The sequence below is a fragment of the Paenibacillus sp. strain BS8-2 genome (assembly GCF_054483835.1).
Genome location: NZ_CM137010.1, coordinates 838,796 through 864,973 on the forward strand (window position 1 = coordinate 838,796; position 26,178 = coordinate 864,973).

Sequence of the window (26,178 nt, forward strand, 5' to 3'; positions counted from 1 at the left end):
TCCCTTGTTAATTATCATTACGCTTAATGCCGAGACGGCATATGCTGCAGCTTATCCGGGTTAGCCTGACAATAAATATGATCTATGACTCCGTTATTGAAGCCAAAGGTGTACAGATACGTCGTCCCGTTGGCGAAATCGAATCGCAGCCCGGGTTGTCCGTTAAGCGTCGTGAATTCGAATTGGAACTGGCCTTCGTATATGGCAAGCAAATTGCGAAGAACTGAGATGACGGTATGGAGACCTCTGACCGGAATGTGAGCCGCCTTGACCTTGCCGCCGCCATCCGACAGGAAAACAACATTGTCGCTAACGAGCTCCAGCATCCTCGTCATGTCGTTCTGCATAATCGATTGAACAAAGGCTTTAATGGTAGCATCCGCGACCGATACCGACGGTTGTTCGGACTTCCCATCATGGATACTTCGCTCAGCCCGGTGGAAGATTTGCCGGCAATTCGAGGTGCTTTTCCCGACCATCTCCGCAATCTCGTCGTATGAGTATTGATAAAGCTCGCGCAGCAGGAAGATCGCCCGCTCCGTTGCGCTAAGCTGCTGCAGCAGCATCAGATAAGCCGTAGAAATGGTTTCACGCTGCTCGTACGTGGATGCGGGATCGTTCCACGACCGTTCGCTCCCGAACAGGGGCTCTGGCAGCCAAGGGCCGACGTATAGCTCACGTTTTTTTGCCGAAGAACGAAGCAAATCCAAGCAACGATTAGTTGCTATTTTGTACAAAAAGGCACGTTCGTTGCGGATAGGCTCGGCTTCCGACACTTTGCCGCGAGCGATAAACGTCTCTTGCACGATATCCTCCGCGTCCATGACGCTTCCGAGCATGCGGTACGACATGGCGAACAGCTCGGTCCGATACTCTCTATACAGTGACTCGATGTCCATGGTTGACATTCCTTTCTTGTGCATCCGCCGCAAGCAGATGTTGGACAGCTCTTCTGGCACTCTCTGTGGCAGCATCTACCAATAATTCACCATGCGAAACCCAATCCCCTGCCACGTACAGCCCATCAATTTCCGGTACATGAGGTCCCGGATTAACGCGATCACGAACATGCAGGAAATCGTGACACACTGTAATTTTCGGCAAATATTGTTTCGCGACGACCTCCGCGCGCCAGCCCGGCTGCGCTAGGTCAAGCGCGCTCTCGAGCTCTGACAGATCCCGCTCCGGATCACTCTCGCTTCCCTGATATTTCATTAAGCAAACAACCTGCGACCCATCGTCACTTAACTTAGCGGCGCGCGATTGGTTGCTCATGAACACGGGAGTATCGATGCCGTACACGAGCTGATGCTTGGGTCGCGGCAACCTGCGCAGCGCAACGTCTAAAGAGGCCGCGGTCACTTCAATGGCTTGATCCTTCCATCGCTTAAGCGAGGTTTGCTCGGCGCCAGGGACTAACTTGCAGGAAACGGCAGGAGAAGCGGCAATAACAACATGCTGGGCTTCAATAACCGATCCATCATCTAATAAAATGCCGCTGACGGCTCCATGTTGATGCATAACGCTGACGGCCGCTTTTCCCGTCATAAACGCTGCTCCGTAGCGACCCGCAGCATCCCTCAGATCGGCAACGACCGCGCCCCAGCCCTCGTCAACGTACAAAACACCTTTGAGCGCGTTCGCAAGTGATCTCAATACCGGTCCCGCCGCCTGCAGATCCGGAGCCATCACGTAACTTGACGTTCGAAGCAGCGAATAAAAAACATGCCGCACCATAGGATCCTGAATCTGCCCCTCAATCCACTCTCTTAGACTGATCCCGTCATATCTGTGCGTGTCCAGCCTGGAGAACTTCGCGAGCCATCCGACGAACTCCACCTTGCCTTTCCAGGTCAATAAGGGGGAGGATAGCAGCGAGCCAACGCCTGTCGGCAGCACGCCAAGCTTGCCGTTCCATATGCCATGCGCCGCGATGGACGGCTGTCCTCCCTTGAGGCTGCAACCAAGCTCCCGGAAGGTATCGTACGCAGCGCCCTTGTATATCGCGTGTCCGCCAAGGTTAAAGTAGACGCCGTCCTTCTTGTTCGTAATGGCTCTCCCTCCCAGCCTGCTCTGCTTCTCGATCACCACGACCCGTTTGCCCGCCTTTGCCGCGAGCGCCGCCGCCGTTAATCCCGCCATGCCTCCGCCTATAATTGCCACATCGTATCTCATCATGGTCATCCAACCCTTCCCTTCAGTTTGACAGTATGACGGGCGTGATAACCTGAATGTGACACCGTTCCAAAATAAATATTTCAACTTCCATTTTTCCATATCCTACTAGTAGATGAAGTGATATAGTTAAGGAAATATTGACTACCCAGGAGGACTCATATGGACTACATTCGGGATTACGCCATGTACGCATCCGTCTTTGGGATGTTCAGCTTTGCCTGGTTTGGCTGGGCGCAAGAGAGACCTCGCCCGTCTTGGCGGCTTTACCTCGGTCTTGCCTCCGGCGTCGCCATGCTCGTCTGCCTGCTCGGCGTCTACTTGAGCATTAACAATTGGGACGAAGCCTCTGCGCTTAACGAGGTGGATTCATTCCGTACTTATCTGATCGCCTTCTATGCCGAGTTCATTATTGCGGGCGCGGCGGCTTTTGTTCTTATCCGAAAGAAGCTGGGAGATTACGTCGCACCTATGGTCGCCTTCGTAGTTGGCGTTCACTTCGTCGCTCTGGCGCCGGTATTCGACGATAACGGCCTGTATGTGCTGGCTGCTTTGCTTGTTGCCGTCGCTGTCGTTGCGTCGATCATCGCACCTAAGCTGCAGGTCGCACGCAGCGCCGTGACAGGTATCGGCGCGGGCATCTCGCTGCTCGTATTCGCCGCGATCGGACTGATCCGCTTCTTCTCGGCTTGATCAGGCGCTGTCGCGAATTCGCGAATGCCCCATGACCCAAAAGAAGCATCCAAACAGCCCGCGGGTTGTTTGGATGCTTTTTTCTTTGCATTAAGGAATCATGCACACCGCTTTCCATCGTTAGGCTTCCTTCACAAGGTGCGCCGCCGTACGGAATGCGAGTGCCATGATCGTCAGCACGGGATTGACGCCGCCATTGGTCACATGCACGGAGCCATCCGCCACCCACAGATTGTCGTAGCCGTGGACGCGACCGGTCGGATCTGTAACAGAATGGGAAGGATCGTTACCCATGCGAAGCGTGCCTGCTTGGTGCTGTCCGGCTGTCAGTCCAATGCCGGGACGCGATCCCCATACTTGTCTGGCTCCGGCTGTTGTCAGCCAAAGCTCCGCTTGCTCCGCCAGCATGATGCCCGCTCGTATCGATTCCGGATGCACGCCGCCGGATAGCTTGGCGACCGGCAATCCGTAACGGTCCTTGAGCGACCGCGACACCCTCACTCTCGCGTCGGGAACCGGAATCTCCTGAATCGGTCCTTGGACATGGACCGTATTCTGATAGCCTTCGCGCATTGCGTGCTTGCCGGCCATCCCCCACCTTGCCGCATCTGGCGAGAGCGAACCCAACCAATGAATGAGCGGCAGCTTCGTAAACTCGTTAGCAAGCAATCCGCCGCCAATGATATCTCCGTTCCCGTGTGCGAACCGAAGCGTCGAGATGCTCACGCCCGGACCAAGACCGTCCTGCATAGGCTCATCGAACAAGCCGTGCGCGCCGACGTAGACATGGCCCTGTAGATGCCGCCCGACATGCCCGCTATTGTTGCCAATGCCGTCCGGCTCACGATCCGTCGCGGAATTCAGCAACAAACGTGCGCTCTCGATGGCGCCAGCGGCGACGACGATGTGGCTTGCTTGTACTTCCTTACGGGTAATCGCGCCATCCCTGCCATGCGCCAGTCGGACACCGGTGGCGTGTTTACCGTTCTCGACGATGACCTGTTCTGCAATCGTATCGCAGAGAAGATCGCAATTGCCTGTGGCAAGCGCGCGCACGAGCATCGTATTGTGCCCGCCATTCTTGCTGTTGGTCGGGCAAGCGAAGCCGACGCATTGGCCGCAACGTCCGCATGCCGGCCTGCCGTCGCGCTCGACCGTGTTAATCAGCAGCGGCACCGGTCCCGTCTCCCATCCAAGCTTTGCCGCGGCATCCGCTAATCGCTTCGCTTCTGTCGTATACGGGAACGGCGGCATCGGATACCCTTGCCGACGTCCGACATATCCGGTATGTGCCGCGTCGTCTCCAGCTACGCCGACCTCCCACTCTGCGCGTGTGTAATAAGGCTCAAGCTCTTCGTAGGTAATCGGCCAATCGACCAGCGAGCTTCCCTCAGGCACCCCGTATCGACTCGCCATTCGGAAATCCTCGGGATGGAAGCGCCAAGCTTGCGCTCCATATACCCGCGTTCCTCCTCCGACAGTCATTGCATTATTATGATAATCTCCTTCATGCGAAGAAATAATCTTCTCGATTCCGTTCACCGTAATGAGTTTACGAGGATGGCCGGCTGCAGCAGGTCCCGTATTGTTGCCATATCTGCTTAATCGGTGATTGCGAAGGTGGTCTCTGCCCACTTGATCGTATTGCAGCCAGCTCCCCCGCTCGACGACGAGCACATGCATGCCTGCCTCCGCCAATACAGCCGCCGCGACGGAGCCACCCGCGCCTGCGCCGATTATAATTGCATCGTAGCGATCACGCAGCTGATCGAAACGAATGGTCTTTAGCTCCGTCTCGCTAACCGGGGGTTCATCATGGATGGTTCCCGGTCTGAATCCGAGCATCTCCCAAGACTTGGCACCCTCGTTCCCACCAGCTTCTGGGCTGCCGTAATAACCTTCGACGACGTTCGTTAGCATGGCGCGGAACCATTCGTTAGCCGATCCAGGCCAATCGGTTACATGATCCTGCTCGATCGTTCGCAGCAATGCTTCTTGTGCAGTTGCATCCAGCGAGACGAACGGTCTGCTGTGCAGCGTCATGGCCAGCCTATCCAAAGCGTGAAGTCCGGGCTCGATAAGCTTTGTCCATGTATCGTCATCCTCACGGAATCGCCGCTCCAGGTAGCCTATCACTCCAGTCTCGGATGCTGAAGGCCATGCGTCTCCGGGAATGAGCTGATCCGCAACCGCTTTCAATGTCGCATGATGCCCTGATAACCATTCGTTCGAATGTTGTGTTGGCATGGCTGTTGCACCGCCTTCTAATTGTTGGTAATCCTTATCCTATACAATCCTCTATCATCGTTCGAATGTAATCATTAACGGATGATCCATATCCAGCAGAATGCGGCGCTCGAATTGAATCCCGCTTGTTAGAAGGGAGAACTCCACCGGCGTATCACCGATTTGTACAGCGGTTGTCGCGCTGACTAACACTTCATCAATTTGGAGCATACGAAGCTCCAGTTCACCGCCTAGTAGTTGTACACAAACCTGATTCGCAGTCTGCTCATAGACCCCCCAGCCTCCAGCCAACGACCATACGATACGAAATATACCCTTCTCCGTTCGTACCGGTCTGAAGCCGATCATGCCGGTCACCATGTCATATTGAAATCCGCTGAATGCATGAAGCAACGAATAGCTTGCCATGGATCTCGCATAGTTGCTCCCGCACTCCATCTCGTTCCAAGGGTTGCGCTTCTCGCCATCATACCTGTTCCGTATGGCTTCCACGATCTCGATTCCTTCGTCGACAAGCCCTTCCTGGATCATATGCGAAGCTGCTTGATACTCAAAGCCTGTCATCGTCTCCGAGCTATACGTTAGCGGAATGGCTGGCCTGCTGCCGGGGGTAGGCCATGTACAAATTTGCAGCCCGCCTTCGTTATTTAGAGCAAATATCCGCCACGTGTTCGCTTCATGCCTGAGGCTTGATTTGAAGTTGTGAGTATATAAAGATCGCAACGCTGTTCGCGTCTGGTCTCGATCGAAAATTTCGCCAAGTCCGCACAGATTCGCATGCCATTGAGCCGCCACTTGGTCAATGCCGCACCCATCAGCGATCTGATACTTGATTTGGCCAAGCTCTTCATTCCAATAAAAGTGAAGAGCTTCATCTCCGAAGCGGCTAATAAGCGAGTGATCCGACAGGTCGATGCGCTGAGCATAATAGTCGCCGTTGAACAGATGTGTGTCGACCCACTTCTTGCCTTTCGAATAGATATGGTTATATACGTCTGCCGTTTCCGACTCACCGAGAACAGAGGCCATCTCCGCTCCGGCCTTAAGCGCTGCAAGGTAGAAGCCTGTTAGCCACGCATTCGGACCGAACAGCTCGGTATCTAACGTATGATGCTGTCGGCCGGTCAGTACGCCTGACTGCTCTGGATCCCACCGGTCTTCGTTCGTCCCTGCCCATGCGTAATTGATTGAAGCTTTGATTGCCGGCCAGATGGATTGCAGCCACACGGTGTCCCCCGAGATTTTCCAATCTCGATAGGCTTTTATTACGCCGCCGAATTGACCGTCTGCGCAAGCTCGATAATCCATTCTCTCTCTGCCTACAGGCAGCATGAGTCTGAACGACATTCTGCCGTCATCCCGTTGGTTGTACGTATAATCCAGATTTCTCATGCTGCGTTCAAGTCGCGGGAACAAGAACGGGAGCGCATAGGCATAGTTCCACACATGCGTGCAGGAGCCTTCGCAACAACCAATGTCCTCAATACAGCCTTCGAAGCCATAAAAGAATCCACCCTCAAGCCGCAGCACCGTCGCTGATTTCAATACAGATAAGTTAGCAGACGCGGCTTCAATGACCACCTCCGGGACGGTCGAAGAGAACAGCGCATCCTTATATTGTTTAGTTTCAGAATAAAAGCGCTTCCAATTTCGCAATGCATATGCAGCACATTCCTTAGAGTCGTTAAATAATGACGCATAGTAATTCCGCCATCCATTAGGTCCCGATGGATTGGGGTTCCAATGATTCTCCACGTTGGGATAATACCAGCCAATTGCGAAGCGCACGGTTTTCCTGCAGCCGGGCAACAACTCGAATCTCGCTGCCAGAGACGCCGTGTCTCTATTAGACGCTGGTCGTTCGTCTTCCGAGTACCGTCGATTCGATAATGCTCCAGGCTGTGTGAAGTCATGCCAGAACATTTCGATATTGTCGCACCATCCTCCCCGATACCAATACTCCTGGTAGCTAACCTGCTCAGCGTCAGTGGCAATCGTAATATTACCGTTATGAACATGTTCGCTTGCATACTGATTCGAGCCTAGCTGAATCGCATGCACAGGCAGGAAGCTCTCATTCTCAATCTGGTTATATCTATAGTCGACCTTCTCCGTCGAGTAGGGGTTGCCAGCGGATAAACAGACTGTATACGTAATCGGGCTTGTCTCTGTGTTCTTGAGCTCCCACTCGAATAACGCGACAGGTAGACTCGAATCGTCTTCTTGCAACGGAATAAACGGATTGAAAGCCGTCAACCGAACATCACCAGGAAAAGCCGGTTCCTCGAACTTCAGCTCGGCGATCGGGAATTGTCCCTTGAACGTCACTTCGCTGAAATGCGGCATGCCGGCCAACGTCTGACTGTCCGGACCGAAGCCGAATCCGCTATGCAGCGGTCCCCCGCGAATCGGCTGACCAACATAGGGCGATTGCAGGTCTCCGTTCAGCACTCGAGCATCGATCACATCACCGTCTCGTTCCGCCTTTACCGCGAAGTGACTGAAGCCATTAAAGCTTCTTTTGTTAGGTCGATTGAAGATCTCCCAATCAACCAATCTGCCATTGCCTGCTAATCCGATACTCCCGGAACCAATCCCCCCAAGAGGAAAACTAATTTCTCTCGTATGGGGTCCCTCGTACATGGATCTCATAGTAGGTTTCTCCAATCCTTGGCATGATATCGTCGAGAAAAAAATCCGACGAGTTACTTCTCCATTTTAACACGGTAAGCTTGGAAATTTGACGAGAAATATTCGAGGTCGAGCCGCATCCTTGAACCATAAACAAAAGAAGCTCCCGAGAATCCGGGAGCCTCTGCAACAATTATTGAACGACCTGGCCCACCGCAGCGATAAGCCGGTGAATGTCCTCCGCCTTTACTTCGCCAATATTTCCAATTCGGAACGTGTCCACCGCAGATATTTTGCCTGGATATATGACGAAGCCAGCTTGTTTGAGGCTTTCGTAGAAAGCCGTGAACTGAAACTCGGATGCCTGATCAGGATAATGGAACGCGGTAATAATAGGCGATTGCAGCTCTTGCGGCAGCAGCGCACGAAACCCGAGACTCTCCATGCCAGCAACCAGAATGCGCTGATTGTTGGCATACCTCCTATGTCTGGCTTCCGGCCCTCCCTCTTCCTCCAGCTCACTCAGCGCTTGATCGAATGCGCGTACTACATGCGTCGGAGAGGTGAAGCGCCACTTGCCTCCATGCTTCTCCATCGTTTCCCATTGATCGTACAAGTCGAGCGACAACGAACGAGCTTGTCCTTTGCAGACTTCCAGCTCTTGCTTCTTCGCGATTACGAAACCAAAGCCGGGGACTCCTTGAATACATTTATTGCTGCTGCTGATTAAGTAATCGATCGATAGCTCCGCCATATCAAGCGGAATGCCGCCGAAGCTGCTCATCGCATCGACAATGGTAATCAAGCCGCGGCGTTTGGCCGCAAGCGTTACCTCCGCGATCGGATTTAACATCCCCGTAGTTGTCTCACAATGGACAACCGCTACATGCGTGACGTCCGGATGGGCATCGAGCGTCTCCTCCAGCTTGTGTGCGCTAACTGGTGTCGTCTCTCCCAGATCCACAACTAGCGCGGGCACACGTAGAACTTGGGCGATTTGCGCAATGCGTTGCCCATAAGCGCCGTTGACCAGAACAGCTAACTTGTCGCTTGGAGATAGAATCGAGCCTACCACTGCTTCGACGCTGAATGTGCCGCTGCCTTGCATAGGTACCACCGTATAGGAATCAGGATCCACTTGGCTCGCAAGTTGAGCTAAGCGGCTTCGTATATGCTGCACAAGGCCGTTATATTCGGAGTCCCACGTGCACCAATCACGGAGCATAGCCTCTTTAACTGTGGCTGTAGTCGTTAACGGTCCCGGCGTTAGCAGCAAGTATGGATTTTCGGGTGTAACGTTTGTATGGTTTGTTGTCATGGTTTGATCTCCCTTTGCTCTAGTCTCAAGTCGTGGATGACAGCCCTCTATAATCGGAATGTGGATATCGTTTGTCTCGATTTATCGCAAGCTGGGACAACTGCTCTGCAGAATCGGATATCCCGATCATCGAAGCCGATTGCAATTCCGAAGCTTGCACGACGCTTTTTGCATTTTTGCTGGCTTCGCCCGCATTGGAAGCCGTCAGAAGCAGTGTTGCTGATATTTGTTCAGTGGATGCCGCCATTAATTCCGATGTATCCGACACTTCCATTGCCTCGTTATTTATCGTTTTAATTTCTTCTAGAATGGCGGAGAACATGTCCCTGGTTTCCCCAGCTGCCAAGTTGCCAGAAGCGAATTCCTCCGTTACATTGTCCATTGCGTGGACCGCTTGGATGGTATCCTGCTGCGTGACTCGAATCAAGTCCGTGATCCGCTGGACCGAAACCGCTGACTCGGTGGCAAGTCTTTGGACTTCGTTCGCCACAACGGCGAACCCCCTGCCGCTTTCTCCCGCACGCGCCGCTTCTATCGAGGCGTTAAGCGCAATCAGTCTCGTCTTCGTTGCAACGTCGGTAATGAGTGTCAAGATGTCCCCAATGCGCTCGGAGCGAGCACTGAGATTTTTCATTATCGTTTCTAGCTCCGTTAATGAAGTTTGGATAGCTCCCATCTTCCCAACGAGAGCATGAATAGAAGCATGACCTCGCTCTGCATGGTGAGAAGTCGATTGTGTTTGCGCGGATACCGAGGTTGAAGACGTAGCCACTCGTTCGATTCCCAAGGCTATGACCTCCATCGACCTGGAGCCCTCCTCCATTCCCGCCAATTGTTCTTCGGAGCGATCTGACACTTCTTGTACCAACGTGACTACTTGATGCGACCTCTCCGCAGTTGAATTTGCCGATGCAGTCAGCTCGTCGGACATGACTGAAATTCGAGATGAAGTATCCGCCGTTACTTGGATCGTTAGCCGCAAGTTCTCCACCATATGCTCTGCAGCTTCAGCCAACTCCCCAAGCTCGTCTTTCCTCCGCCTTAGCAGCGGTTTAACGGTGAGATCGCCAGAAGCCACTTGCACGATATGGGCAGTAACTCGCCTCAGAACCACTACGATTTCATAATGAAAAATGATGATGATCGCAAGTACGACAAGCAGACTCATTGCCATGGTTGCATAAATCGTGATCGTCCCGCTCCGGTTTGCTTGCTCCACCTCGTTGGCGGCGGCAATCGCGCCTTCACTATTTAACAGCTTCAGCTCGTTAAAGATGACCTGCATCGCGTTGAATTTCACTATTCCATCGGATAGTAATGCTAATGTTTCAACCATTTCGCGATTGCTGCTTTTCGTTAACGTAAGCAGGTTCGCTTCTTTAAACGAGCTCCAAGTCGACTGCAGTTGAACAACAACATCCTGCTCCTCGGCAGTCGTTAAGGCTTCGGCATATGCCTTCAGATTTTTTTCGAAACTGTTGTGCAGCTGCTTTATGCCGAGCTCAATCGTTTCCCTCTTGACCTTGTCCCCTTCGTCTTTATGGCGGTACGTCATGGTCAATGTATGCTCCGCCTCGTAGTTCATTTCATTTAATATCTCTACGGCCGGAAGCCAACCTTCCGTGATCGCATCCACTCTTTCTTTCATATATCCCATCCGTGTAGCAGAGGAGTATCCTAAGGCGAATAACAAGAGCAGTACAACTCCAAATCCGATCCACAGCTTCTTCCCTACCGAAATGCGCATAAACCTTGTCTCCTCGTCGATTGCGTTTACTCCATTCATTCAACTCAAAAGGCTTATCGAACCGCCATTTCAATGAACGAACGAATCATCTTAGCAGCTTCCGCTCTCTTGACGATACCTTGAGGATCAAAGAAATTGCCCGGTTTGCCTTCGACGATTCCCGATTCCCGCAGCTCCCGAATTGCATCAGACGCCCACGCGGAGAAGCTTTCCTGATCTTCGAACACTCGGCCCGTGCTACCTGCATTGGACTCGATACTTGCATGGTCCATGAACCTTGTGAGTAATGCCGCCATCTCTTCCCTGGTCATCTCACGATCCGGTGCAAAATTGCCCCCACCAACGCCATTCACGATGCCGTGTTGACTGGCGTAAGCGACATAAGGCGCATAATAGGAATCAGTGCTCACATCATGGAATACGTTTGCCCCATCTACTTGTGGAGTACCTAACACTCTGCCGAGCACCGTAACGAACATCCCTCTCGTCACCGTTTGTTCCGGAGCAAACCGCTCGTTGCCGACGCCGATGAACAATTCTCTCGCCGCCACGAACTCGATATTCGATTGCGACCAATGACCAGCCGTATCCGAGAACCTTTTCTCCGCGTAACCAATCTCGAATGTACCGGCTTCGCCTGCAATCATGATGACCTGGCCATCGAATAATGCGGCTTGAGGAAGAATAATTTTTTGTCCATCCACCATTCGGTACGCAATGATTGATTCATACTCTTTTTGGGCTGCCTTGTCATAAGGAATCGAAATCTTTAATTTACCCTCGAAGCTCTCCACTTCTTTGCCGTCCGCAAGAATGGTTACCTTCCTGACCGGCTTATGCTCCGAACCTTCGACCTTCTCTACTCTTATTTCGACGCGGCTTTGCGCCAACTGGCCAACAATAGCGGGATCCATTTCCAGGCTTCCAATTGGCGTCTGTACGGCAAGCGATTTGTGGCTTTCCGCAAATTTCTTCATCGCAGATTGCTCCAGATCAAGCTTAATCATGTCGGAAGAAAGCGGGGCCATAATCTTGATTGTTGTGCGATCCGCATGTCCGTCATCTATCCGGATATCCTGAATGACATTGCCATCGACGCTTGCGACAGCATCGGCTTCGATTCTACTCGACATATCAGCGGCTTTGTTCAGATCCATAAAACCTTTCAGATCCGTAATGCCGAATGCCTTCCCTGTCGATGATCCTTTGAGCCTGAATGTAAGCCGGGCGATAGCGGCTTGGTTATCCGACTTAAATCCGTCTAGATGAACCGCGGCAATTCGGACCGTACCGTTCCCGGAATTAATACTGTACTCGAACATCCATCCTGCTACATCTGCGCCTTTGACCACGTCGCGATCGGTAATTTCGAGCGCGGCACGGTCATATTGAAGGGTAAATTCGAACGTCTTCAGCCCTTTAGGTCGGTTCATCACAAGATCTACCATCGTTTGACCTTGGGCTGTCGCAGTCGTTTTCACTTGCAGCTCCGGTCCATTTCCTTGCCCATCTGCCCATACAACGAATGGAACCAGCAAGGATAAAATCAACAAGCAGCTAGTCAGCTTCCAACTACGTCTGAACATCGCAATTCTCTCCTTATACATTTGTATATGCAGCAAATAGAAAGAAACGGATCCCCATACGCCGTTCAGGCGCGGTGGATCCGTTCCATAACTAGGAGCCGCCGAGCTCTATCCTTGATACGCTCAATGTTTTGTTATCAAGCGTTACCTTGTACAGCCAGCTTGTCCGCAATCATCTGAAGCAAAGCAAGCACGTCCTGTGTATTAACCTCGCCGTCTCCATTCACATCTGCCGCCGCACGTTCAGCCGCACTGCCTCCACCTGATACAATCAGCTTCAGAATGGCTCTTGCATCGAGCAAGTCGACACGATTATCGCCGTCGAGATCGCCCGTGGTGCGGCTAACCACCGTAATGACAGCACTGTCTGTCTCTACCTCAGTGTAAGACGAGTGACCGGCATCGTCTGTCGTGACGCCTTGAACATTAGAGAACGAAATCGTCGCCGCTCCATCTACAGTTAAGTCTGACTTGGCTCTAAACGTCACATTAGCAATAACCGTCTTCTCGTTCGTGCCTAATGAGGCGCCGGATATACCTGCAAAGCTAATGATTCCAGCGTTCTCCGTATTCGTAGCACCGCTCTCGCCAAGCGCGGTGAACGCGAAGTCCTCAAACTCGAGCAGATCGGCATCATAGTTCAGCACGCCTTCGATTCCGACAAGCTCGGAGCCATTCTCGATTGTGACAGGCACTACAAATTCAGTTCCTTTCATCACGCTCTGATCTGTCACCGACAGCTTGATCTCTCCCTGCTCAGGCTCGGGGTTTGGTTCTCCGTCCGCGTACAGGTTCATCTCCATCGTAAACTGATTCTTGTTCCGATACAGTTGATCGTTCTTGACCGAATACCAGTTCACGTCAACGTCGTTGCTGCCTTCCTTGAACGTCATCAGCATCACCATGCCCAGATCGCGCGGATCCATATATTGCGCATCCGCCAGAACCTGCTGCACGATATTGCCATGGTCGCCTAAGTCCGTCTTGACTACAAGATCCGGATGTCCAATATGACCGGACAAGACGAGTACAATATTGTCGTGTTTGCTGACAAATTCGTTCCACATATCGTCGCCATTGTTAGCGTCGCTAATGTAAGAGCTCGGATAGTGATGGTGATCGGTGCTGATGTGTTCGCCGTTGTGGTAGACATAGGTGTGCGTCGCCATAATGACCTTTTTGTCGGGATTGGCTGCCACCACTTCGTTCGCCCATGCTAGCACAGCGTCGTTAGGAGCGAATTCGATCGCCAGAACCATGTATTCCACACCGCCGATGTCGAAATAATGATACGTGTTCTCCATCTTGCCTTCGGCAAAGGCTCCTCCGAAGGTCGGCTCCTGCGAATATTTGCTATAAGGGAAATAAGCGTTGTAATTCGTATAATTGCGTGTCAATTGCGCATTGTTCAGAATGACGTCGTGGTTGCCCGGAAGCAGCACGTACGGGATTACTCCATCCAGCTCGGCATAAGCGCTTGCGGCCGCGGCCCACTCCGTCGTGCTCGAAGGCGTATCCACGATATCGCCTACACTGATGGCTAACTTGATGTTCATGTCGTCGGCATGATCCTTCATCCACGACATGTAGTTTTTCATTTCTTCAGGATGCAGTCTAGCCATGTATTGTGTATCAGGAATGACAGCGATCGTATAATCGCCTTCCGCGAAGTCGGGGGCTAACCAGTTAGACGTGACTTCGTCGTATGGCAACGCGTTGTTCTCGTATGAAGATGCGTCTGGATATATGCCGTTTTCTGCTCCATCCAGCTTCCAGTTCCCTAAGAGACCTTCCTCCGTACCTTGCAACGACTCGTTGTAATGTGCTTGGATTTCTTCAGCCGTCCGGGCTGTTGACCAGACCCGAAGATCCGCAATTTCGCCTTTGAACGACATCATGGTTCCTCTGAAATCGGACCCGATCTTCATCTCGCGCGCGGTCGTATCTGTGGGGAATTCTGGAATGTCGATCGCTGCTTCGTGAACCTTCTCGCCGTTAATATAAGTTGTTCCCGTTTTGTTGGTCTCGTCAAGCACCATGGCGATATGCACCCAGTCGCCCGCATTAACATTGACGTTATTGGCCACATAGTTCAATGTGTAGTTCTTGTTGTTCACCCAGTAAAGTCGCGGAGCCCCGTTATTGAAAATTTCGAAGCTGAATCGCGAAACGTCGCTGTAGGAGGAATCATAATAATTGCCCATAATGACACCGACCCGCTGACTGCTCGGCGTATTCGCAGGAACGTTTACCCAAGCCTCAACTGTGCGTGGAGCTTTCGCGACATGATCCTTGGTTGCAATTTGCAGCCCGTCGGCAAAGCTTGTTCCTGCACCTTGGAATTCACTGGCATATTGACGTTCGAATCCTCTAGGAGTTGCGTCGATTCTGCCAGCCTTATCTTTAATAACATTCATAATCCCGCTGAGCGAAGTAGAGTCGAGCTTCCATGCGTGCATCAGTCCCTCTTCGTTCCCTAGTATATTGGCATCCGCGTGATCGCGAAGCTCGTCAACCGTTCGCACGTCGCTCCATAGCCTTACTTCCGCGATTTCCGCTCTAACATGATAGCCGTTTCTCGTATCGGTACCGATACTGTGGAGGCTCTCCATGACGACTAGCTCCGGCAAATCTACATTTTCGAAAGCAGCGACGGCGTTACCGTCCTGTATGATTTGGATTTTTTTGTTGGCGACATCACGGATGACCGCTAGATGCGTCCATTGCCCGGTTGTAATGGCCAGACCCGTCGTCGATTTATCGATGATCTTGCCGCCATTCGAAATCTCGTAGTATCTGAGCTGATTGTCTGCTTTAAGCTCAATACTGAATTGCGTACTTGCCGATGCACGGTAATTACCGAACAATACTTGGCGTACACCAGGATTTGCCACAAACTTTGCACGCATCTCGAAAGTAGTCGGAACCTGTTCCAGTATCTCGTTCAAAGCAACCGAATTTTGTTTCGCCGAGTTAAATACTAGCCCTTGCGGAGAGACGATTTCCGCTGATGTGGCTGAAGCCAGTCCGAAGCATTGCACGATGATTGCAATCACCAGCATCCATGCCGCCAGAGCTTTTTTGTGCATCATGATTTTGATTCACTCCTTTTGGGTTTTGGGGTATGTCCCAAACAGAGTATATATAAAACAGCAATTACAAGCAATATACATTGCGTGTTTTTGCAGTATCTTAATATTATGTATGGATAATCGCGGATTATTGGCGGATTTATGATGAATTTATGAAGTGATTTCACAAGAATTTCTTAACAAACAAGCCAAGGTGAAACGGCTATCGCCGTCTTTGGCGGCGCAGCGCGTTTCATTCCGAGAATTCTAAGTTCAGATAAGATGCAAAAACTTATAAATTCTTAGAATTTAAAAAAAACGCATCCGACACCGTCTATAAACGGCGCCGAATGCGCTATCTTTCCTTCCCTCGTACATCAAACCGGGGTCTACTAGATCCCCGGGTATATAACCTTAATCCCGGAATGCTTATATTTCTTCACGATATCCTCGTTGATCGTGGAGTCCGTTATGATCATATCTACGTGATCCAGGGAGCACACGTTGAGGTAGGATACCTTCTCGAATTTGCTTGAGTCGGCCGCGACGATCGTCCCTCTCGCACTGTTCATGATCGCCTTAATAATATCAATCTCATGAATACGGAAATCCGTTAACCCTTTGGTTACCGAGATGGCATTGATCGAAATAAAGGCCAGGTCGATATTATAACCTGCGATATCCTCTTCGCATTTCTTGCCATATAGGGCATACTCTTGCTGGTCCAACACGCCGCCGGGCACAATGACCGTAAACCCCGGTTTGCTCGCAAATTGCTCAATAATCCGCAGTCCGTTCGAGATAATGGTCAGCCTCTCGAACCGTTCGGCGAGCTTCTTGGCGATTTCCAGGTTCGTCGTACCTGCATTCAGCGCAATCGCTTGACCCTCCGAAACATGCTCGCACACGAGCTGAGCAAGCTCGATCTTCTTCTCCTTGTTCTTGCTCTCGCGATAGGAGAAAATATTCTGATCGCCTCGCTCCTCAGGCAGAATAGCGCCTCCGTGTACACGCTTCAGCAGCTTCTTGGCCTCCATATTCTCCAAATCGCGTCTGACCGTATCAATCGAAACATGAAGCACACTAACGAGCTCCGTCACCTTAACGGAATCATTCTGCTTCAGAATATCTTGGATCTTCTTATAACGTTCTTCCTGCAGCACGTTATCCCTCGCTCCCGCTATCATTTCCTTTTTTCTCCCCTTAGTATACAGGCCCGCTGCGTGCTTCTCAACCATTTCGCTTATTATTTACAACTATTTGCTTCTTTTTGCCGTTATGAACGCACGCAAAAATACAACCGCCCTCATTCATTAGCGATTGTATCTTTGAACCTTTAGGCGTTAACTGCCAGCTTCTTCTTCATCCATCTTGCCAGCAACTCAAGCAGGATCGCGAATGCCAGGATCATATACGTGATAAAGCCGATTTCCCGGATATCAAAATAGAAATTGCTCGCCATAAACATATCGAAGCCAATACCGCCTGCTCCCGCCGCAGCGCCCATGGCGACCGCTACCGCGAAATTAATTTCGAACCGGACGAACGTCCATGAAATGATATACGAAATCGAAGATGGCAAGACTGCCTGAAAAACAATCTGCCACCAGCCCGCTCCTCCGGCACGCAACGCTTCAATGACGCCTTCATCAAGCTCCTCGAAGGACTCGGAGTAAGCTTTGACCAGATAACTGATCGAATGGAATGTCATCCCGATGACGGCTGCGACGCTTCCAAGCCCCGCAGCGACCGCAAAGATGAGTACCCACAACACGGTTGGCACAGCGCGAATAAAAGCAACAATGCTTCTGATTACGAGAGAGACGCCCGGACGGGATAGATTGCGCGCCGTGAGCAGTGACAGAAACAATGCAATCACCGCTCCGAATAACGTCGTCAGGAACGCCAGTCCGATCGTGATGACAACTTGTTGCAAAGCTTCGACGAATGTAAAATGTTTGGCGTGCGGCTCAAGCAGCATCGTGCCTAGCGTATCCCCCGTCTTGCTGATCGCCTCTGACAGAACCAAATCCTTGTAGTCGAACGTCAGCAAGCCGAAGAGCGTAAGCGCAGCAAGCATCAACAGGGTCATTCGGATCACGAACGACGATTTATTGAACGGTTTTGCCGGTATGTTGGTGTTGGCTAACATCTTACATGATCACTCTCCTGACGTAATTTGAGACCGATTCGATGATCATAATGGCTATGACGATCGCAATAACGACCAAGGAGGCTGTCGCATAGTTCAAGCTTTTGTAATATAGGTTAAACAAGAAGCCGATTCCGGTCCCCGTTAATATTCCAATTAGGGTCGCTTGCCGTATATTGGTTTCGATCGTGAACAACACCCAACTGATCAGTTGCGGCAGACTCGACGGAATGATCGAATGGGCAACGATATGGAAATAACCCGCTCCGGTTGCCCGAAGCGCTTCTACGGAGCTCAAGCTCATTTCGTCGATCGACTCCATGAACGCGCGAGTCAGAAAGCCGAAGGAGCAGAAGAATAGTGCCAAATATCCCGTGAGCACGTTCTGTCCGAAGGAAAAGAGCAGGATCATCGACCATGCCGCAACGTCGATATTACGAAACACCGTGGCAATCCAGCGGCTAATGATGCTGAACGGTCCACCGATTCCCGCCTTCTGAGAGCCCAATACGGCGAAGATCAGTGCAAAAACCGCAGCCGTGCTAGTTGCCGCTATCGATACCAATAACGTCTCAATCAATTTATCGATAATATCGGGAATCTTCTCCATCGACTTCTCGTTCGGGACAAAATTGCTTACCGCCCATTCCGCCGCCTTGGGGATGGAGGTAAATCCTTTCACCACATCATACTCTGTAATAATGATCGCGATCATGGTAAGTCCGAGCACGATCGCGCAGAAAATCGCCGTGTTCAGCCGTTTACGAAGAAAGAAACTACCCAACATGGCGACCGCCTTCCTCCTCCGTCAGCTTATCGTATTCGGCGCCATATACCGCACGCAGCTTTTCTTTGGTCAATCCTGCAGGTGTGCCGTCATAGACTACGGTTCCCTTATTGACCCCGATGATACGATCCGAATACTTCATAGCCACATCGACCTGATGCAGGTTGACGACGACCGTGATTCCCATTTTGGTGCAAATATCGCGCAAATGCTCCATGATGACCTTGGACGAATTGGGATCGAGTGAAGCGATCGGTTCGTCGCAGAGCAGCATTTTGGGATCTTGCACAAGAGCTCTGGCGATGCCTACTCTTTGCTTTTGCCCGCCGCTTAGTTGATCGCAGCGCTTATATATTTGCTCTTGCAGTCCCAACACCTGAAGGAGACGATAAGCCTGGGCCTTTTCCTCTTTGGAGTACATACCAAGCACGCCTGCCAACATCGACTTGTAGCCTAACCTGCCATGCAGCACGTTCTCGATTACGCTGAGCCTGTTGACGAGGTTGTAATGCTGAAAGATCATACCGATCCGGGTTCTCAGCCTTTTGAGCTCATTTTTGTTCAATTCCAATACGCTTGCGTTGTCAAAGACGATTTCTCCGCTGCTGGCATCAATCATACGATTAATGCAGCGAAGGAGAGTCGATTTCCCCGCTCCCGAAGGACCGATGATTGAAACGAACTCCCCTTCCTTTACAGCGAAGTTAACGTCCGACAACGCGCGCGTCTCCGAGCCGTATTGTTTGGATACATGCTTGAATTCGAGCAGCGTCGCCATGTTAACTCCTCATTTCCTATTCAGATCCGCCAGTTGACGTCCTCTATGCTGCAGTTACCTTTCATTAGTTGCCCGATAATTCTCTTACCGGATCAAAGAACACATCTTCTACGGCTACAAATTTTTCTTCGCCCGATTTTTTCTTGAAGATAGCCGTACCTTCTGCATCCTTAGGCAAGAAAATCTTTTCATTGTTTGTTACTGCAACGGATGTGAACAGCTCCAGCAGCTTTTTCTGGTCGTCAGCACTCAGCGTGTCTGTGTTGATCGCGAACGGCTGATTCAATACGGGTGTAACGGAGATAAGGACGAATTCTTGGCCAGTAAGCGTATTAAACGGCTCTTCTGCACCTTCTTTTACCTTATACACTGCGCCCGGCTTGTTCTCTTCGCCAGATGCCAATTCCACATAGTTAGCTACACAAGTGTCGCAGAACGCAGCAACATCGGACTTGCCAGTCAACAGGTTGACTGCGGAGCCTTGGTGGGATCCCCCGAACAACACTTCAGTAAACACTTTGTCGTTGCCGCCTTGCAGCAGATCTTCCGCCGTAATCGCTTTGAACTTGTCCATGGCGCTAAAGTGTTTCACGATACCTGCGGAAGGCACCTTGAAGCCCGAAGTCGACGAGTTGGATACGAACGAGAACTTTTTGCCCTGGATGGTGTCGAGCGAGAATTCGCTGCCGCTCTTATAGGCATCCTCTTCGCCCTTCTTAACTGCAAGCCAGCTATAGTATACAGCGTCGTCCAGCGTGCCGGACTCGCCGCTCTGTACGAACAGCGGCTGTACTTTGTCGCTCTTCGCGTTGGCTTCCACGTAACCTTGCGCGCCCATATAGCCGATATCCGCATTGCCGTTAGCCATCGCTTCGATCGCGATGATATAATCCGTCGTCGTTTGGTGCTCAACCTTCTTGCCTGTCGCTTCTTCAATCAAACGAGAAAACTCGTCGCGCGCGTCTTTTAGCTCGGCACCGGATTCGTTGGGATACCAGACCATCTTGATCGTGCCCTTGGAACCAGAGCCGCCGCCCTCCCCATTCGCCGCTTCGTTACCGCCGCATGCAGCTAGCAAACCTACGAGAACCAAAGTAAGAACGAGCGTTAATGCCTTTTTCATTTGAATACTCCTCCATCATAATCGGGATTTGTTAACACTATGTGTTATAGCAATGAAACCAACATTAAATTTAGTTCTTCTGGCGTAATGGCGGCTGGATTGTTGTCCATCCGGCCTTTGGTGTAAGCATGGGCAACAATCGTTTCAATATCCTGTTCCGCTACTCCATAATCTTTGAGGGAATCGGATAGGCCGAAGGTGGCGTACACCGACTGCAAGAATGTGCGAACGCCATCTGCGTCCTTCGCGCCGAAAGCCCGGAGCAGCTTATCCGGTTCGATCAAGGTCGAATAATTATGTTTCAGCACCGCGGCAAGCGACAAGCTGGCTGCAATGCCATGATCGATGCCATGAAGCAACGTAAGCGGATAAGAGATGGAGTGGCACGCCGTCGTCTTTGTATTACTAAAGGCTAGACCTGCCAGTACGCTGCCTAGCGATAGTTGTTCCCTGTTATCCAGATTGTTCGGATCCTCCTTGAGCCGTGGCAGCGCCTCGCGGATTCGTTCAATCGCCTGCAGCGCATATGCGCGGGAGATCGGATTAGAATGTACCGACCAGTACGCTTCCGTTGCATGGCACATTGCGTCTAGCGCGGTGGCCACGCTCAATCGCAGCGGCATCGTCACGGTCAGATCCGGGAGAATAAGCGCCGCATCCGCGAACAGCCTTTTGTCGGAGACCGAATATTTGCTGCCGCGTTCCGCATCCCACACCGTCGCCCAGCATGTCACCTCGGAGCCCGTCCCGGATGTGGTCGGGATGCCGATCCAAGGTGCGAGCGCCGGTTTGTTCGCATACATTTCATTCGTAATGTAATCCCGCACGTCCGCCGGGCTGTCGATTGCCGCATGCTGCAGAGCCGAGAGGGCCTTCGCCACGTCCATGACACTGCCGCCGCCGATTGCGATGATCAGCTGAAAGTCAAAGTCTTCTACGCTCTTGAGCAGCGAATAGATATCCGTAATGTCTGGATTATAAAGCGTGACCTCGAGCACTTTCGATTGTTTCCCAGCGATAGCATCCATTAATGGCTCCAGCAGCTCCGTACGTTCAACGCCGCCGCCTCTAGAAAGAATCAAAACCCGGTCGACTACCGAACGTTGCAGGCGTATTTGCTCCGCGCAAGCCTGAACGGAGTCACTGCCGAAGTAAATCGCTACAGGGTTGTAAAAGGAGTTCATGAAATCCCCCTGGCAAGTCTGTTGCTCTCCAGCGCTGCAATCTCTTCTGGCAGCTGCGAGATCGAATCAATGATGTAATCTGCGCCCGCTTGCTCAAAGGAACGTCTGACTTCATCCTTTCTTGCCTGCAGTTCGTCGGGATGCATCGCTTGGACTTCCTCCAATGTCAGACCCAGTTCACTGCTTCCCATAATGATGCCGATCGTCCATACACCCGCGTTTCTTCCTTCATGGATGTCGGAGACCGTATCCCCAACCTTTACGATGGCTTCCGGAGGAAAGACACCTAGCTCACTCATGTTCTGGAAGATCATATAAGGGTAAGGTCTACCGGCCTTCACCTCGTCAGAAGCGACCATACAATCCGGCGAGTACCCTTTGCGCTTCGCCTCATGAACGATGACCTCCATCATCCCTTTCGTGTAACCGGTGGTCGAACCAATACGCAATCCAGCATCGCGCAGCTTTTCAATTGCTTCCAGCGCTCCGGGAATAGGGTCCGTATATTGCTTCAGTGACTCCATAAGCGTGATTTCGAATTGGACATACAGCCGGTCGACATCCGAAGAACCTGGCTCCGCGCCGTAACGTTCCGTCCATGCCTTCTTCACTCTATCCATTTGGAGAATGCATTGAATGTGATCCCATTTCAGCATCCCCATCGGTTGTCTCGCTTCCCGATTTGTTATTGGCACACCTGCTTGTTCAAATGCGTTCAGGAAAGCTTGCATGGGAGCAAAGCATCCATAATCTACAACCGTACCCGCCCAATCGAATATGACCGCTTTAATACGTCTGTTGTTGCTCATTATGTCCCCTCATTTCGTTAGTCATCGTTTCTTTGACAATTTTGATTATAGAACGCCTTCTCATCCACTTCAATAGTTTTTGCGTTATTTTACGTATTTTTAACAATTATATTGCATTATTATGCGTCTTTTTACACTCATTTAACAAAACAAAACAGCAAAAAGCCCTTTCCCACCCATTTGTGAGAAAAGGCTTTGGATAACGAATAGCTCTACTCTGGCACTCGTGATGCCAGCTTGCCGAACAAGTCTCTAAACACGAGGTCGCGATCAATGTGCCATGCGCAGCGAATTAGATGCCGCGTCGGATCGTGTATCCAACAGGCATCATCCGACAGGCGCGGGCTCGACGTCAGCACACTCGGACACCAATCCGGATTGATGAGCCATGCGACAACGGATATATCCCATATCACACGCGTATAGGCGTAATGATCATCAGCACAGCCAAGGTATGTTTCATACAGATAGCAGCCTACAGCGCCATGGTCCCGTACATAATCCCGCAGCTCAGAGAGCGAAGTGCGGAGATTGGACGCAACGCCCATGCATGGAACAAGGACGAGCGGCACGCCGGAGTCCAATACGACCCGAGCAGCATGAATGTCCTGCCGCAGGTTGAACTCCCGCGTATCTGGCCAATGCAGCGAATGGCCTCCGAGCCATACGACGACGATACGTTCGATAATACGAGGTTCCATTAATATCGCTGAAGCGACGTTGGTAATTGCGCCAATCGCCAGTACGTACAACGGATCCTCAGGACTTGATGCCATCGCCCGTTCGACCAGATTACGCGCCGCATCGCTCTCGACGTATTGCTCCGCCGCAGGCAAATACGCCTCCGAGCCTCTGTAGATTGGAATGTCCGTCCTTCCCGCTATGCCAAGAATTCGCTGCAGCTCGTGATAGCTTTTCTCCATCCCGTCTGCTGGCCCGCTCGATAGATCGTTATGAAACGGCGCCGCGTAGAACGCCTCCACCTCGATTCGTTCTGGTGATGCCAGCGCATACACAACCGCAAATTGGTCATCGATCTCGTTAAACGTATCTGTATCCATCACAATCCGGACCTTTCTCCCGGGATGCTCCAGCCGGCGCACCCGCCAATCCTCAGATACTTGGAAGCCATAAGCAGCCATACTCTTCCTCCTCCTATAATTGCGAGATTATCACTTCCCCCATCCTACCAAACCCGTATCATATTCGTTATGACAAACTGGTCATTTTGTTATATGATTTGGCTATCCTAATGATTGCAGGTGACCCTATGAACCAAGCAATAGAGTTCTTATTTCGTGCTACTCGCACCAAATCAGAGGCCATTGCGCCGCACAGCCATCGCTGCTACGAACTTGTATATTATGGCTACGGGGAAGGAACAACCCGCGTCGGAGACCGAGAGTGGAGCTACCGTTCCGGCGATTACGCCATCATCCGGCCGTCGACCATCCATGACGAACACAGAAGTTCCGCTACGGACGTCATCTGCGTCGGCTTTCCTTCGTCTCTATTGACTGCTCCGCTGGAAGAAGGCGTCTTCGCCGACAATACCGGCGACTCCATTATGCCTGAGCTGGAGTCGATGCTCCTCGAGCTGCGTGAGCAGCAGCCGCGCTACGACGATATGCTGGAGCTGATTGCCAAGCGACTCGTTCTGCGGCTGGAGCGCCGGCACGCTGCGCAGACTTTGCCGAGGGCCGATGGAGATCGATTTCAGTACACAATCGGCTTTATGCGCGAACACTTCACGCAACGAATCGACTTCGCTTCGCTCGCCGCGACAGCCGGCTACAGCTACGATCGTTATCGCCACTTATTCAAACAAAAAACCGGCTATTCGCCGGTTCAATATATTTTGCGTATGCGTCTCGACTATGCAGCTACCTTGCTTCGCCACTCCGACCTGACCGTCGCTGCGATTGCCATGGAATGCGGTTTCTCCACCGACGCGCAATTCTGCAACTTGTTCAAGCGCGAGCTTGGCCAGACACCCGGGCAGTACCGGGTTCATTCGCCATAATATGTTAGAGATGATGTCCTCGCGGTTTTTTCCCGCTCCAACGTTCGTCTACCTTCTCGAACGCAGACTGGTATCTTGTATCGACGCTTAATCTGTATTGATTTGTTGTGTTTTCCAAGGAGCAATGCATGAGGAACATGCCGAAGATGAGGATATCGCCTGCTTGATATTCTGTCGTTGCCCACTTGCCCCCGAATTTCTCGGTCACTACGAGCGGATCATCCGTATAGTGCCCTATACCAGCATCCCGGTCCGAATCCTTGGATCCATACGAACGTTTAAGCTCCTCGAAATGATGGGAATCGAGACATATCGCGAGTCCCCCCATCGCGTAATCAATATCCCCGAGCGGAGACCATACGGTATATAGGTTATGGGTGCCTCTTCCCATGTAGACAATATCGTAATGTGCTCCGGTGTAATCGCCTTTCCCGACTGCGCGCAGCCATTTGTAATGATAAGTCAGCGATTGTTCGCCCAGCAGTTCATCGAAGAGACCCATGATATGATCGCCGTTCAACACGTTCAGCAGCTTAGGCAAATCCTCGTTCGTCCCTCCGAAGAATACCGTTTTACTTCCATCTGCCATGACTCCGTCTTCCAGCAAAGTATCCCTTTCCAGCTTGCCCATGCGGTTCATCTTCTCCAGAATACTTTGGCGCGCCTTCAGAACCTGCTCTCGATCATGGAAGCCTCTAAGCAAGAGATAACCGTCCTCCTGCATTCTTTCTCTCAAGGCGTCAATATCGTGAAGCAACTCGTTAGAGCTCCTCAATTCCGAGAGATGGGGTCCTCCCAATTCAAGCTCCCTGCTGCCGACTTTGACCATCATGCCGCATCGCTCCTTTATCTGTAATAGCTAAAGTATAAAGATTCCGGCATTATCGAACCATGGATGAGCGTGATAGGAACATGTAAATTCGTACAGACTTATCGTCTATTTTCTATACTTTATGGGATAAACGATGTATGATTGACCTCAATATGATGAAGGAGGTTCCCTTCCGTTATGCCTGTAATGGACATTCCGTACGAATTGAAGCCATCTGATGAGCTTCCTGCTTGCAAATTTCATACGATTTGGAAAGTGCATGCCAATAACGCCTATCAAGTCGATAAACCGGGCGGCTTCTCTGTCCCGGGGCTGTTCGTGACGATCGAAGGAACCGGCAGCCTGACCATGGCGGGGGAACCTGCGTTTCTGCATGCCGGCACGTTTTTTTTCGTAGACACCGGCATCCCTTGCTCGTACCGATGTTTGAACGGAGACTGGAAGTTCTACTTCATAGATTTCGATCGAATGGACTTGGTACGCTCACTCGACCTCCCGAGCGGTCAAGTCATGACAAGTGCCAGAATTCCCGATGCCGTCAAGCTCTGCGAGCAAATGATTGACAATCTCATCGTCCAACCGGTCGGCTATGCCTACTCTGCACATCACTCCGTCCAAGCGTTGCTCCTACTCTTTGCTCGCGAAAGATCCGATACCCGTTCGTCTCGTTATCCAGAGCTGGATTCCGTGTTATTCCGTATGCATAAGAATATTGACAAGCCTTACGAGCTTGACAGCTTTATAGCCGAAAGCGGATTGTCCCGGACGGCCTTCTTCTCGCGGTTCCGGGCCATGACGGGGCGTTCTCCTGCCAGGTACATGCTCGAGCTAAAGCTGGCTTCCGCCAAAGCATCGTTGGAAACGACGAATTTATCCATCAAGGAAATTGCCTCCGCATTAAGCTTTTACGATGAATTTCACTTCTCCAAAATGTTCAAGCAGCGTTACTCCGTCTCCCCTAAGGCATATCGGAAAGGACCTCTAGCGAAATGACTACCATTCCTTTCATACTGTTCAAAGAA

Annotated in this window: 20 protein-coding genes; 3 read left to right on the plus strand and 17 right to left on the minus strand. The window is 51.4% G+C overall.

The genetic code is table 11. The annotated features are described in order from the left end of the window. Nucleotides 1-23 precede the first annotated feature (23 nt). A complete protein-coding gene (gene sigJ / locus ACX1C1_RS03460; RefSeq protein ID WP_458955774.1) occupies nt 24-899 on the minus strand; it encodes an RNA polymerase sigma factor SigJ in 876 nt (291 codons plus the stop codon). Next, entirely contained in the window at nt 877-2,184 is a 1,308-nt protein-coding gene (locus ACX1C1_RS03465; RefSeq protein ID WP_458955775.1) for a phytoene desaturase family protein, read from the minus strand. Before ACX1C1_RS03465 ends, sigJ begins: the two co-directional genes overlap by 23 nt. Nucleotides 2,185-2,337: 153 nt before the next feature. Between ACX1C1_RS03465 and ACX1C1_RS03470 the strand changes: the two genes are divergently transcribed. Beyond that, a complete protein-coding gene (locus tag ACX1C1_RS03470; protein WP_458955776.1) occupies nt 2,338-2,868 on the plus strand; it encodes a hypothetical protein in 531 nt (176 codons plus the stop codon). Between the two features lie 120 nt (nt 2,869-2,988). On the opposite strand, the gene ACX1C1_RS03475 is transcribed toward ACX1C1_RS03470, so the two are convergent. From ACX1C1_RS03475 to ACX1C1_RS03540, 14 genes are all read right to left on the minus strand, one after another. Further along, entirely contained in the window at nt 2,989-5,115 is a 2,127-nt protein-coding gene (locus ACX1C1_RS03475; RefSeq protein ID WP_458955777.1) for a GMC family oxidoreductase, read from the minus strand. Nucleotides 5,116-5,169: 54 nt separating this feature from the next. Continuing rightward, nucleotides 5,170-7,767 (minus strand): GH116 family glycosyl-hydrolase, encoded by a 2,598-nt coding sequence (locus ACX1C1_RS03480; RefSeq protein ID WP_458955778.1) that lies wholly within the window; start codon nt 7,765-7,767, stop codon nt 5,170-5,172. A gap of 172 nt (nt 7,768-7,939) precedes the next feature. Further along, complete coding sequence (gene phnW / locus ACX1C1_RS03485; protein WP_458955779.1) at nt 7,940-9,064, minus strand: 2-aminoethylphosphonate--pyruvate transaminase; 1,125 nt, start codon at nt 9,062-9,064, stop codon at nt 7,940-7,942. Nucleotides 9,065-9,089: 25 nt separating this feature from the next. Next, entirely contained in the window at nt 9,090-10,811 is a 1,722-nt protein-coding gene (locus ACX1C1_RS03490) for a methyl-accepting chemotaxis protein (protein WP_458955780.1), read from the minus strand. A gap of 53 nt (nt 10,812-10,864) precedes the next feature. Continuing rightward, nucleotides 10,865-12,397: an S-layer homology domain-containing protein gene (locus ACX1C1_RS03495; RefSeq protein ID WP_458955781.1), complete on the minus strand. Its 1,533-nt coding sequence runs from the start codon at nt 12,395-12,397 to the stop codon at nt 10,865-10,867. 137 nt (nt 12,398-12,534) lie between these two features. Further along, nucleotides 12,535-15,489 carry a LamG-like jellyroll fold domain-containing protein gene (locus ACX1C1_RS03500; RefSeq protein WP_458955782.1) on the minus strand — a complete coding sequence of 985 codons (2,955 nt, stop codon included), beginning with the start codon at nt 15,487-15,489 and terminating at the stop codon, nt 12,535-12,537. A gap of 371 nt (nt 15,490-15,860) precedes the next feature. Continuing rightward, entirely contained in the window at nt 15,861-16,655 is a 795-nt protein-coding gene (locus tag ACX1C1_RS03505) for a DeoR/GlpR family DNA-binding transcription regulator (RefSeq protein ID WP_458955783.1), read from the minus strand. A 149-nt stretch (nt 16,656-16,804) separates the two neighbouring features. Next, a complete protein-coding gene (locus tag ACX1C1_RS03510) occupies nt 16,805-17,620 on the minus strand; it encodes a PhnE/PtxC family ABC transporter permease (RefSeq protein WP_458955784.1) in 816 nt (271 codons plus the stop codon). A gap of 1 nt (nt 17,621) precedes the next feature. Further along, a complete protein-coding gene (locus ACX1C1_RS03515; protein ID WP_458955785.1) occupies nt 17,622-18,407 on the minus strand; it encodes a PhnE/PtxC family ABC transporter permease in 786 nt (261 codons plus the stop codon). Next, a complete protein-coding gene (gene phnC / locus ACX1C1_RS03520; protein ID WP_458955786.1) occupies nt 18,397-19,185 on the minus strand; it encodes a phosphonate ABC transporter ATP-binding protein in 789 nt (262 codons plus the stop codon). The genes ACX1C1_RS03515 and phnC overlap by 11 nt, the downstream gene beginning before the upstream one ends. Nucleotides 19,186-19,249: 64 nt before the next feature. Further along, nucleotides 19,250-20,308: a PhnD/SsuA/transferrin family substrate-binding protein gene (locus ACX1C1_RS03525; protein WP_458955787.1), complete on the minus strand. Its 1,059-nt coding sequence runs from the start codon at nt 20,306-20,308 to the stop codon at nt 19,250-19,252. A gap of 44 nt (nt 20,309-20,352) precedes the next feature. Next, nucleotides 20,353-21,492, minus strand: coding sequence for a phosphonoacetaldehyde reductase (locus ACX1C1_RS03530; RefSeq protein ID WP_458955788.1), 1,140 nt, complete (start codon nt 21,490-21,492; stop codon nt 20,353-20,355). Next, on the minus strand, nt 21,489-22,301 hold the full coding sequence (phnX, locus tag ACX1C1_RS03535; RefSeq protein WP_458955789.1) for a phosphonoacetaldehyde hydrolase: 813 nt from the start codon (nt 22,299-22,301) through the stop codon (nt 21,489-21,491). Before phnX ends, ACX1C1_RS03530 begins: the two co-directional genes overlap by 4 nt. Before the next feature lie 212 nt (nt 22,302-22,513). Then, nucleotides 22,514-23,443, minus strand: a complete 930-nt coding sequence (locus tag ACX1C1_RS03540; RefSeq protein WP_458955790.1) for a nucleoside hydrolase — start codon at nt 23,441-23,443, stop codon at nt 22,514-22,516. Between the two features lie 128 nt (nt 23,444-23,571). On the opposite strand from ACX1C1_RS03540, the gene ACX1C1_RS03545 reads away from it, so the two are divergent. Beyond that, nucleotides 23,572-24,324, plus strand: coding sequence for a helix-turn-helix domain-containing protein (locus ACX1C1_RS03545; RefSeq protein ID WP_458955791.1), 753 nt, complete (start codon nt 23,572-23,574; stop codon nt 24,322-24,324). 4 nt (nt 24,325-24,328) lie between these two features. On the opposite strand, the gene ACX1C1_RS03550 is transcribed toward ACX1C1_RS03545, so the two are convergent. After that, complete coding sequence (locus ACX1C1_RS03550) at nt 24,329-25,156, minus strand: phytanoyl-CoA dioxygenase family protein (RefSeq protein WP_458955792.1); 828 nt, start codon at nt 25,154-25,156, stop codon at nt 24,329-24,331. A gap of 177 nt (nt 25,157-25,333) precedes the next feature. Here ACX1C1_RS03550 and ACX1C1_RS03555 point away from each other — a divergent pair, with 177 nt between their 5' ends. Next, the gene (locus ACX1C1_RS03555; protein WP_458955793.1) at nt 25,334-26,149 is read left to right on the plus strand and encodes a helix-turn-helix domain-containing protein; all 816 of its coding nucleotides are present in this window, start codon (nt 25,334-25,336) and stop codon (nt 26,147-26,149) included. Nucleotides 26,150-26,178: the final 29 nt, after the last annotated feature.

Excerpts from the sequence above, each read along its gene's own strand:
- ACX1C1_RS03475 (WP_458955777.1), bottom strand. The coding sequence starts at position 5,115 with ATGCCAACACAACATTCGAACGAATGGTTATCAGGGCATCATGCGACA.
- phnW (WP_458955779.1), bottom strand. The coding sequence starts at position 9,064 with ATGACAACAAACCATACAAACGTTACACCCGAAAATCCATACTTGCTG.
- ACX1C1_RS03480 (WP_458955778.1), bottom strand. The coding sequence starts at position 7,767 with ATGAGATCCATGTACGAGGGACCCCATACGAGAGAAATTAGTTTTCCT.
- phnX (WP_458955789.1), bottom strand. The coding sequence starts at position 22,301 with ATGAGCAACAACAGACGTATTAAAGCGGTCATATTCGATTGGGCGGGT.
- ACX1C1_RS03555 (WP_458955793.1), top strand. The coding sequence starts at position 25,334 with ATGCCTGTAATGGACATTCCGTACGAATTGAAGCCATCTGATGAGCTT.
- ACX1C1_RS03515 (WP_458955785.1), bottom strand. The coding sequence starts at position 18,407 with ATGTTGGGTAGTTTCTTTCTTCGTAAACGGCTGAACACGGCGATTTTC.
- ACX1C1_RS03540 (WP_458955790.1), bottom strand. The coding sequence starts at position 23,443 with ATGGCTGCTTATGGCTTCCAAGTATCTGAGGATTGGCGGGTGCGCCGG.
- ACX1C1_RS03525 (WP_458955787.1), bottom strand. The coding sequence starts at position 20,308 with ATGAAAAAGGCATTAACGCTCGTTCTTACTTTGGTTCTCGTAGGTTTG.
- sigJ (WP_458955774.1), bottom strand. The coding sequence starts at position 899 with ATGGACATCGAGTCACTGTATAGAGAGTATCGGACCGAGCTGTTCGCC.
- ACX1C1_RS03495 (WP_458955781.1), bottom strand. The coding sequence starts at position 12,397 with ATGTTCAGACGTAGTTGGAAGCTGACTAGCTGCTTGTTGATTTTATCC.
- ACX1C1_RS03500 (WP_458955782.1), bottom strand. The coding sequence starts at position 15,489 with ATGATGCACAAAAAAGCTCTGGCGGCATGGATGCTGGTGATTGCAATC.
- ACX1C1_RS03505 (WP_458955783.1), bottom strand. The coding sequence starts at position 16,655 with ATGATAGCGGGAGCGAGGGATAACGTGCTGCAGGAAGAACGTTATAAG.
- ACX1C1_RS03465 (WP_458955775.1), bottom strand. The coding sequence starts at position 2,184 with ATGACCATGATGAGATACGATGTGGCAATTATAGGCGGAGGCATGGCG.
- ACX1C1_RS03510 (WP_458955784.1), bottom strand. The coding sequence starts at position 17,620 with ATGTTAGCCAACACCAACATACCGGCAAAACCGTTCAATAAATCGTCG.
- ACX1C1_RS03470 (WP_458955776.1), top strand. The coding sequence starts at position 2,338 with ATGGACTACATTCGGGATTACGCCATGTACGCATCCGTCTTTGGGATG.
- ACX1C1_RS03530 (WP_458955788.1), bottom strand. The coding sequence starts at position 21,492 with ATGAACTCCTTTTACAACCCTGTAGCGATTTACTTCGGCAGTGACTCC.
- ACX1C1_RS03490 (WP_458955780.1), bottom strand. The coding sequence starts at position 10,811 with ATGCGCATTTCGGTAGGGAAGAAGCTGTGGATCGGATTTGGAGTTGTA.
- phnC (WP_458955786.1), bottom strand. The coding sequence starts at position 19,185 with ATGGCGACGCTGCTCGAATTCAAGCATGTATCCAAACAATACGGCTCG.
- ACX1C1_RS03545 (WP_458955791.1), top strand. The coding sequence starts at position 23,572 with ATGAACCAAGCAATAGAGTTCTTATTTCGTGCTACTCGCACCAAATCA.
- ACX1C1_RS03550 (WP_458955792.1), bottom strand. The coding sequence starts at position 25,156 with ATGATGGTCAAAGTCGGCAGCAGGGAGCTTGAATTGGGAGGACCCCAT.